Below are 7,093 nucleotides of genomic sequence, written 5' to 3'. Positions count from 1 at the left end.
GACTTCAACAAGGACAACGACAAATTATTGAAAATTTAATGCAAGTGAGGTTTGGAGAATTGGATGAGTCTTTGATAAAAGTTATTGATGATTTGCTCAAGTTATCACCGATGGAGTCTAGTCGTTTATTATTGGAGTCTTCACGGGAAGATTTAATCCGACGATTCCTCTCTGAATAAATTAATTAAGCTGCCCGCGCATTTAAATTGCTTGTTGAGATTAGGCAAGAGGCAACAGTAAAAGGATTGGGGGAGATTCAGCTAATCTAAGGATAAGCGGTTAAAATACGTCTTAGCTTAAACAGATTCAAAGAAGCAATAAACGGGGTAAAACGGAAGGGTATTATAACAGATGAAGAATTACAATAGACCTGAAAAGACGCTTATGATTTAGCTTTAGGACAAGCTACTTTAGAGGCTTTTAAAGGAAAATATGGAGTCAACGAATTAGCAGAAATTGTGATAAAATGCGATTATTTACCAGGCAATCTGGTTAATTTTGTGGTGATTATATTCTCTTAAATCTCTACAGATGAATTAGAATAGGCTCAACGATCTAAGCATCCAAAAAGTGAAGATTTTAAATTAAGAATTATCTTAAAAAACTAGGTTCCATCCTAGCTAAAATTATCTGAATAATTCTTTACCTAATTTCAGGAAGCCAATCTTCGTCTAAAATATCAGCTAAAGTATAAGGACTTGCCGAGGGTAATTTTAAATCCGTTTTCACCTCTGCCATTTTTCTGGCTTTACCATAAAGATAATCGAGACGATTAGATAAATGGTTTCTGAGATTGGTCGTTAATCTTAATTCCAATTGAGTCCGAAAACCAATTAATTCACCTCGCCAATGTCGCTCGTTATCTTCTCTTTCGCTTGACCAATACTGATAGAATAAAAGATGTTGTATGATTTGAATTACTAAACTCTCAACCGCATTTTTTTGTTCCCTTCCCAAAGCTTCTAACTCCTCAATTAAATGCTCATAGTCTAAACTATCAACTTGACGATTTTTTAACAATAAAACTGTCTCATCTAGCCATTGCTGATAATCTTCTTCATAAATGGATGATAAACTTTGTCTGGCATGACTCATCGGTTATTCCTCAATCCTTCAGAATATATCGCCATTATACACCAACAAAAAAGCCCCCCTTTCGAGGATGCCCTTTTATCTAATGATTGAGATGCTAATTGATTGAAATGCCAAAAATAGGGAATTTATGGACTTTCTCATCAAAGTTAGGTTAGATTATGACCGTTTCTTAATTAAAAAACCCACCAAAGAAAACAGCCCTAACCCTAATATAGAACTAGGCTCCGGTACTAACGAAATCATTAGTTATAGTCATTTCAGATAAGTCTGATACACTCTAGACCGACAAAACCCTTATGAACTCTGGGATTAATATTCTCAATTTTAATTGAAATGGCTATACCTTACTGACCGCCTTCTATTCTAGATAATCCCCTAAAAAGACGAGTTTATTCTTGATATCTTCGGCAGAGCGGGTAGCGATTAAATTAGCAATAGCTTTTACCTGTTCTCCCACGGAATATCTTTGTTTTGCGGCCACAATAATTCCCGTATGGCTGATCGAGCGCGTCATATAGGATTTATGCAATCGACAAAAATCGCCTACATTAAAAGTATAAATTACCCGACCTTGCTGGGTTGCCCAAACCAGTTGATCGGGATCGGATAGCTGAATGTTTTTCGCTTCCCAAGTGGTAATTACATCAATCTTCAGATTCCGCAAAGCTTCCACGACCGAGCGTTGACCCGCATCTTCATCAAGGTAGAGACGGATTTGACTCATTACAATTCACCGGCTCGATATCGGGATTCCCAGTCTTCACAATCCGCTCGGTAAGCATCGATATCGGCCTCTATCTGTTCTTTATTCGCGTGATAATACGCTAGAGCGCTATAAATTTGAGCCAGACTTAATTGAGGATACTCCTTAGCGATCGCTTCGGCACTCATTCCCGTTTTATGATCCATGACTAAACTTTGAATCGTGATTCTAGTTCCTGCGATCCGGGGACGAGCATTACAAATATCCGGACTAGCAACAATAAATTCGCTAATATCGATGCCTGTAGCCATATTTTCGCCTAAAGAAGTCCCTTTTATTGTAGCTCGATTGATACATCCGAACAACAAAAAAGCCCCCCTTTCGAGGATGCCCTTTTATCTAATGATTTAGACGCTAACTGATTGAGATGCCAAAAATAGGTAATTTATGGACTTTCTCATCAAAGTTAGGTTAGATTATGACCATTTCTTAATTAAAAAACCCACCAGAGAAAACAGCCCTAACCCCACAATAGAACTAGGCTCCGGTACAGATTGATTATTTTGTGCATCTAAACGAGCGATCCAAGCTTCAGTATTACCACTAGGGTTAATTCCACTACCCACAACCGTTAACCCATCAGCAGAAATTCCCGTCGCATCATTTAAAGTCCAACCCGCTAAATTTAAACCATAATCATTAGTTAAAACCTGTTTTAAACTCCGCATCCCTTGGGTACTATTCCAGATAAATGCCTCATTACCATTAGCACTATTTCCATAACCAACTACAACAGAACCATTGGCTGATACTCCATAAGCATAGCTATAGAAATCACCTCCAGCTAAGTCCCCTAGCCCCACCATTCCCGTCCCTTGAGTCCAACGGAATGCCTCAGTACCATTGGCACTACTGCTACCACCAACAACAACAGAACCGTCTGCTGATATTCCCCAAGCAAGGCTATTGAAACTACCCCCAGATAAGTCTCCTAGTGCTACCATCCCCGTCCCTTGTGTCCAACGGAATGCCTCTTGACCATTAGCACTATTACTGTAACCAACAATAATAGATCCATCTGCTGATACTCTATAAGCCCAGCTAGAGAAACTCCCTCCCGGTAAGTCTCCTAGTCCAACCATCCCCGTTGCTTGTGTCCAACGGAATGCCTCGTACTGACCATTAGCACTATTGCCAACACCAACAACAACAGACCCATCTGCCGATGCTCCATGAGCTTGGCTACCGAAACCCCCCCCCGGTAAGTCCCCTAGTCGGATTATTCCTGTCTGTTGTGTCCAACGGAGTGCCTCCGGACCATTAGCAATAAAGTTATAGCCTTGACCAACAACAACAGACCCATCTGCTGATACTCCCCAAGCATAGTGCATGATCGGTGAGTTCCCTACTCCCACCATTCCCGTTGCTTGTGTCCAACGGGATGCCTCAAATCCATTAGCACTATTACCTCGACCAACAACAACAGACCCATTTGCTGATACTCCAGAAGCTAGGCTATGGAAAATACCCCCCGGTAAGTCCCCTAACCCCTGAAAAGAGGCGGCTTGTGCGGGGAAAGCTACCCCGATCGCACCCAATCCGATCCCTAAGCTGATACAATTAGCTAGTATCTTGTTCATAACCTGATAAAAATCCAAAAAACTGAGTGATTCTTACAATCTAGATGTTCACTTTGGTTTTGTCTGTGGGAATTTGTGGCCATTTTGGATTTTCTGATACAATAATTTTTGTGGGATAAAGTGGGATTTAGTGGCAAAAAGGAGGGCAAGGATGATCAAACAAGCCTAAACTTTTGTTAATAAGGCAAGAGAACAAGCAAAAGTTTTCGCTTATTTTTCCAACTTTAACAAGATCTAATTTGAAGGACAAATTAGTAAATTAAGAGGTTAATCAGTCAAAAAAAGGCGAAAAATGGAAGAATTATTAGAGTTAAAAAATCTATTACTAGCTGGCAATATTCCCGATGCCTTAATCTTGGTAGAGGAAATGACAGAAATGAGCAAAGATGATAAGCTCAATAAGATTTTTAGCTTTAGCATTATTGTCTTATTACATCTGATTAAACAGCAGGCAGAAAAACGCAGTACGCGCTCATGGGAAACCTCTATTTCTAATTCTGTTAAACAGATTCAACGCATTAATCAACGACGTAAAACTGGAGGAAATTATCTAACAATAGAAGAATTAAAAGAAACCTTAGATGATGCTTATTCTTCAGCTTTAAGACAAGCGGCATTAGAAGCTTTTGATGGTATATATCAACCCGAAGAAATTGAGGCTATGATCGATAAAAATAAAATTATTAATCAAGCATTGGCATTAATATTAATCGATTAAGTAACAGGTGACAGTCGGAAACAAATCAGGAGGTTTAAATGTCAGAAACAGTCGCTTAAAGATTAGCAGCCTATTTAAAAACCTTAACAGAGGAAAATTAATGATTAACTTAGAACAAATTCAACAAGATATTAACCAATTACCTGAAGAAGCACAAAACTTACTGATTGATTTTATTGAGTTATTAAAAAAACGCTATTCTTTGGTAAAAAAGCCAGAGATTGCAGCAAAAATAAACCCTGAAGCTCAAAGTACCCTAGACATTTTAAAAGAATCTGGATTAATCGGTTGTATTAGTGCAGAATCCGACCTTTCTACTAATTATAAATCCGTTCTCAAAGAAGGATTAAAAGCTAAATATGATCATCGTTGATACTGGGTTCTGGGTGGCTTTATTTAACAATAAAGATCAATATCATCTAATAGCACAGCAAACCTTAGCACAGTATTCTTCTCAACCCCTAATTACAACTTGGTGTGTTTTAACAGAAAGTTGTCATCAGTCCGTAGTAGTCCGTAGCGAATATGTCAGATTTTTAAATATAGCGCAGGGTTCAATTCATAAATTAGAAACTTATCTTCTCCTATCTGGACGGATAGGATGAGGTGAGCAAAAAGAGATAAAATAATAGTTGATATTTTGCAAGAGTAAAGTAAAATGATTATTAGTCTGATAAAAAAACGAGAAAACTAAAATATGTTCCCTTATCCCAACCAGCAATACAAATGTTCTATCACTTACTTATATGGATATTCAAACCCTTTTAGAATGGACAGATAAACAGGTATTAGAGAAAACCAGTAAACATCTTGATTCGTTGCAAGAATCCATCTTACAGGGTATTTGGGAACATCAAGATTATGAAAAAATTGCCAAAGATAATCAGCGCAGTTATGACCATATAAAAAAAGAAGCATGGAAATTGTGGCAACTGTTATCAGATGTTTTTCAAGAAGATATAAAAAAGTCTAATGTTCGTTCTATTTTAGAAACTAAAGCTTCATCTATTATTTATCACTTTGTTAACCATCATGGTAATAATATCGGCAGTAACCATATAAATATCTGTAGAGAAAATAATCCCTACTCAGAAAACAACTTAAAAAAGTCTTCAAATTTCCCAGATAATGATCATCTATCCCCCATAATTGACCTAACAAAAGCACCGGAATTAAGGTATAACTATGGACCTAACTTAGAAATATCAACCTTAAAAGAATGGCTAGATAATAAAACTCGATTAATTACCATTTATGGGTTAACTGGAATCGGAAAAACAGCTTTAACCCTTAAATTAGTTTCAGAAATTGCCCCACAATTTGATTATATTATTTATCGCAGTCTGGAAACTATTCCTCAATTAATCGCTCTCAAAGATGATCTAAAACAGTTTTTCACCCAATCTCTATCAACCCCCTTACCTGATATAATAGATTATCTAAGCTCCTATCGTTGTTTAGTTATTCTTGATGATGTGCAGAATATTTTTAAACCGGGGGAATTAGCAGGTAAATATTTAAGCGACTGTCAGGATTATCATAAATTTTTTCAGCAAATTGCTACCACATCTCATCACAGTTGTTTGATTTTAATTAGTTGGGAACTTCCCAGAGATTTTGTCACCTTAAAATCCGATAAAATTAAAACTTTATACTTGCAAGGTTTAACAACAGAATTTGAAGAAATCTTCAAAGAATACTGTTTCTTTATTTTTAGAGCAAATGCAAGATGAAATTTATTTAGGGGATATAGAAACCTTAATTGAATCCCATTTACAGCGTTTATCCGCAGCAGAAAAAAAGGTGATTCACTGGTTAGCTAATCAGACTGAAGCGGTAGAAAAATTTCCCAAAACTGCTAATCTTGACCTTTCTCAATCCCAATTTTGGGCAGCTATTCAGTCATTAATGAGACGCTGTTTACTGGATAAATTACCATCAGAAACCTCGTCCTATTTTCCTATTAATCCTGTGTTTAAATCCTATCTTAAAAGAAATATAGCTGTGTAACAGATTTCTTAAATCCTTATTATAACTCAACACTATTCCAGTTCTTGAGGTTCAATAACCAACTTAATTCCCTGAATAATTAATTTGATTTTTTCCCGAGAAAGTCTTCCGATAGACTCCGTTAAAAGACGTTTATCAACCGTGAAAACCTGTGAAACATTAACAACACTGGATTCAGGTAAATTCCCTTCACCCTCATTCAATAAAACATTACCAATAGCTTTTGCTCGTCTCAAATTGGTTGTTAATGCACACACAATAACCGTCCCAATTTGTGACTGATTCAGAGCATCATTTTGCACCACAACACAAGGACGAAGATAAGCAGGTTCAGAACCTTGTGGTTCTCCTAAATCAATCCAATAAATCTCTCCTTGAAAAATCGTCATATTTATTCAGATAAGTGACGTTGTTGATGGCGTATTCCCTCTAACATTAAAGTTTCTGATTCGTCCAATCCATCACTATAAGCTTCATTCCAACTATCCATTAATGCTTGTTTAGTTGTTTTTTGATTATTCAATCCTAATTGTTGATGTAACTGCTCCAATAACCATTGTTTATCTTCCACAGAAAAATTTCGTAACTTTTGTTCCAGTTCAATAATTTGAGGTGATAGCATAAAATCTGCATCCATTTAACATCGAGCTATATCATAATTCTAACAACAAAAAAGCACCCCCTCGCGGGAGTGCCTTTTCATTCAGACTAGGAATTAACCATTGATAGCGGGAGCAATCAGAGCCACAGGAGCCTGTTCACCACTAGCCAAGTCTAAGGGGAAGTTATGTGCATTACGCTCGTGCATTACTTCCATACCGATACCAGCGCGGTTTAACACATCGGCCCAAGTACCAATTACACGACCTTGAGAATCGAGAATCGACTGGTTGAAGTTGAAACCATTGAGGTTAAACGCCATGGTGC

The 7,093-nt window shown here is 37.2% G+C and carries 9 protein-coding genes and 3 pseudogenes; 4 read left to right on the top strand and 8 right to left on the bottom strand.

Annotation, left to right across the window (positions count from 1 at the left end):
• Positions 1-642: 642 nt before the first annotated feature.
• From BGL89_RS14810 to BGL89_RS14795, 5 genes are all read right to left on the bottom strand, one after another.
• Positions 643-1,095, bottom strand: coding sequence for a DUF29 domain-containing protein (locus tag BGL89_RS14810; RefSeq protein ID WP_286826348.1), 453 nt, complete (start codon positions 1,093-1,095; stop codon positions 643-645).
• Positions 1,096-1,251: 156 nt separating this feature from the next.
• A complete protein-coding gene (locus BGL89_RS21295) occupies positions 1,252-1,338 on the bottom strand; it encodes a PEP-CTERM sorting domain-containing protein (RefSeq protein WP_071823541.1) in 87 nt (28 codons plus the stop codon).
• A gap of 115 nt (positions 1,339-1,453) precedes the next feature.
• Positions 1,454-1,819, bottom strand: a complete 366-nt coding sequence (locus BGL89_RS14805) for a DUF5615 family PIN-like protein (protein ID WP_286826347.1) — start codon at positions 1,817-1,819, stop codon at positions 1,454-1,456.
• Entirely contained in the window at positions 1,819-2,109 is a 291-nt protein-coding gene (locus tag BGL89_RS14800; RefSeq protein WP_043999245.1) for a DUF433 domain-containing protein, read from the bottom strand. The genes BGL89_RS14805 and BGL89_RS14800 overlap by 1 nt, the downstream gene beginning before the upstream one ends.
• Positions 2,110-2,274: 165 nt before the next feature.
• The gene (locus BGL89_RS14795) at positions 2,275-3,438 is read right to left on the bottom strand and encodes a PEP-CTERM sorting domain-containing protein (protein ID WP_286826346.1); all 1,164 of its coding nucleotides are present in this window, start codon (positions 3,436-3,438) and stop codon (positions 2,275-2,277) included.
• 292 nt (positions 3,439-3,730) lie between these two features.
• Here BGL89_RS14795 and BGL89_RS14790 point away from each other — a divergent pair, with 292 nt between their 5' ends.
• The 4 genes and pseudogenes from BGL89_RS14790 to BGL89_RS14775 all read left to right on the top strand — a co-directional run bounded on the left by BGL89_RS14790 (position 3,731) and on the right by BGL89_RS14775 (position 6,166).
• Positions 3,731-4,156: a DUF29 family protein gene (locus BGL89_RS14790; protein WP_286826345.1), complete on the top strand. Its 426-nt coding sequence runs from the start codon at positions 3,731-3,733 to the stop codon at positions 4,154-4,156.
• 100 nt (positions 4,157-4,256) lie between these two features.
• On the top strand, positions 4,257-4,529 hold the full coding sequence (locus tag BGL89_RS14785) for a DUF2281 domain-containing protein (protein WP_286826344.1): 273 nt from the start codon (positions 4,257-4,259) through the stop codon (positions 4,527-4,529).
• Positions 4,516-4,656, top strand: a pseudogene (locus BGL89_RS14780) (type II toxin-antitoxin system VapC family toxin); the annotation flags it as partial. The gene BGL89_RS14785 and the pseudogene BGL89_RS14780, both read left to right, overlap by 14 nt.
• 246 nt (positions 4,657-4,902) lie before the next feature.
• Positions 4,903-6,166 (top strand): annotated as a pseudogene (locus BGL89_RS14775) (helix-turn-helix domain-containing protein).
• A gap of 32 nt (positions 6,167-6,198) precedes the next feature.
• Here the strand turns inward: BGL89_RS14775 and BGL89_RS14765 are convergent.
• From BGL89_RS14765 to BGL89_RS14755, 3 genes and pseudogenes are all read right to left on the bottom strand, one after another.
• Positions 6,199-6,555, bottom strand: a complete 357-nt coding sequence (locus tag BGL89_RS14765; protein WP_002772813.1) for a type II toxin-antitoxin system PemK/MazF family toxin — start codon at positions 6,553-6,555, stop codon at positions 6,199-6,201.
• Between the two features lie 2 nt (positions 6,556-6,557).
• Complete coding sequence (locus BGL89_RS14760; protein ID WP_286826341.1) at positions 6,558-6,788, bottom strand: hypothetical protein; 231 nt, start codon at positions 6,786-6,788, stop codon at positions 6,558-6,560.
• A 93-nt stretch (positions 6,789-6,881) separates the two neighbouring features.
• Positions 6,882-7,093 (bottom strand): annotated as a pseudogene (locus tag BGL89_RS14755) (hypothetical protein); the annotation flags it as partial.

The organism is Microcystis sp. LSC13-02, from assembly GCA_002282935.1.
Classification (GTDB): domain Bacteria; phylum Cyanobacteriota; class Cyanobacteriia; order Cyanobacteriales; family Microcystaceae; genus Microcystis.
The sequence above is the reverse complement of the archived record's forward strand: the minus strand, read 5'-3'. Positions and strand labels throughout refer to the sequence as shown.

What these genes read in the sequence shown, in the direction of transcription:
- BGL89_RS14760 (WP_286826341.1), bottom strand. Translation starts at nt 6,788, where the DNA reads ATGCTATCACCTCAAATTATTGAACTGGAACAAAAGTTACGAAATTTT.
- BGL89_RS14785 (WP_286826344.1), top strand. Translation starts at nt 4,257, where the DNA reads ATGATTAACTTAGAACAAATTCAACAAGATATTAACCAATTACCTGAA.
- BGL89_RS14765 (WP_002772813.1), bottom strand. Translation starts at nt 6,555, where the DNA reads ATGACGATTTTTCAAGGAGAGATTTATTGGATTGATTTAGGAGAACCA.
- BGL89_RS14800 (WP_043999245.1), bottom strand. Translation starts at nt 2,109, where the DNA reads ATGGCTACAGGCATCGATATTAGCGAATTTATTGTTGCTAGTCCGGAT.
- BGL89_RS14795 (WP_286826346.1), bottom strand. Translation starts at nt 3,438, where the DNA reads ATGAACAAGATACTAGCTAATTGTATCAGCTTAGGGATCGGATTGGGT.
- BGL89_RS14790 (WP_286826345.1), top strand. Translation starts at nt 3,731, where the DNA reads ATGGAAGAATTATTAGAGTTAAAAAATCTATTACTAGCTGGCAATATT.
- BGL89_RS21295 (WP_071823541.1), bottom strand. Translation starts at nt 1,338, where the DNA reads ATGATTTCGTTAGTACCGGAGCCTAGTTCTATATTAGGGTTAGGGCTG.
- BGL89_RS14810 (WP_286826348.1), bottom strand. Translation starts at nt 1,095, where the DNA reads ATGAGTCATGCCAGACAAAGTTTATCATCCATTTATGAAGAAGATTAT.
- BGL89_RS14805 (WP_286826347.1), bottom strand. Translation starts at nt 1,819, where the DNA reads ATGAGTCAAATCCGTCTCTACCTTGATGAAGATGCGGGTCAACGCTCG.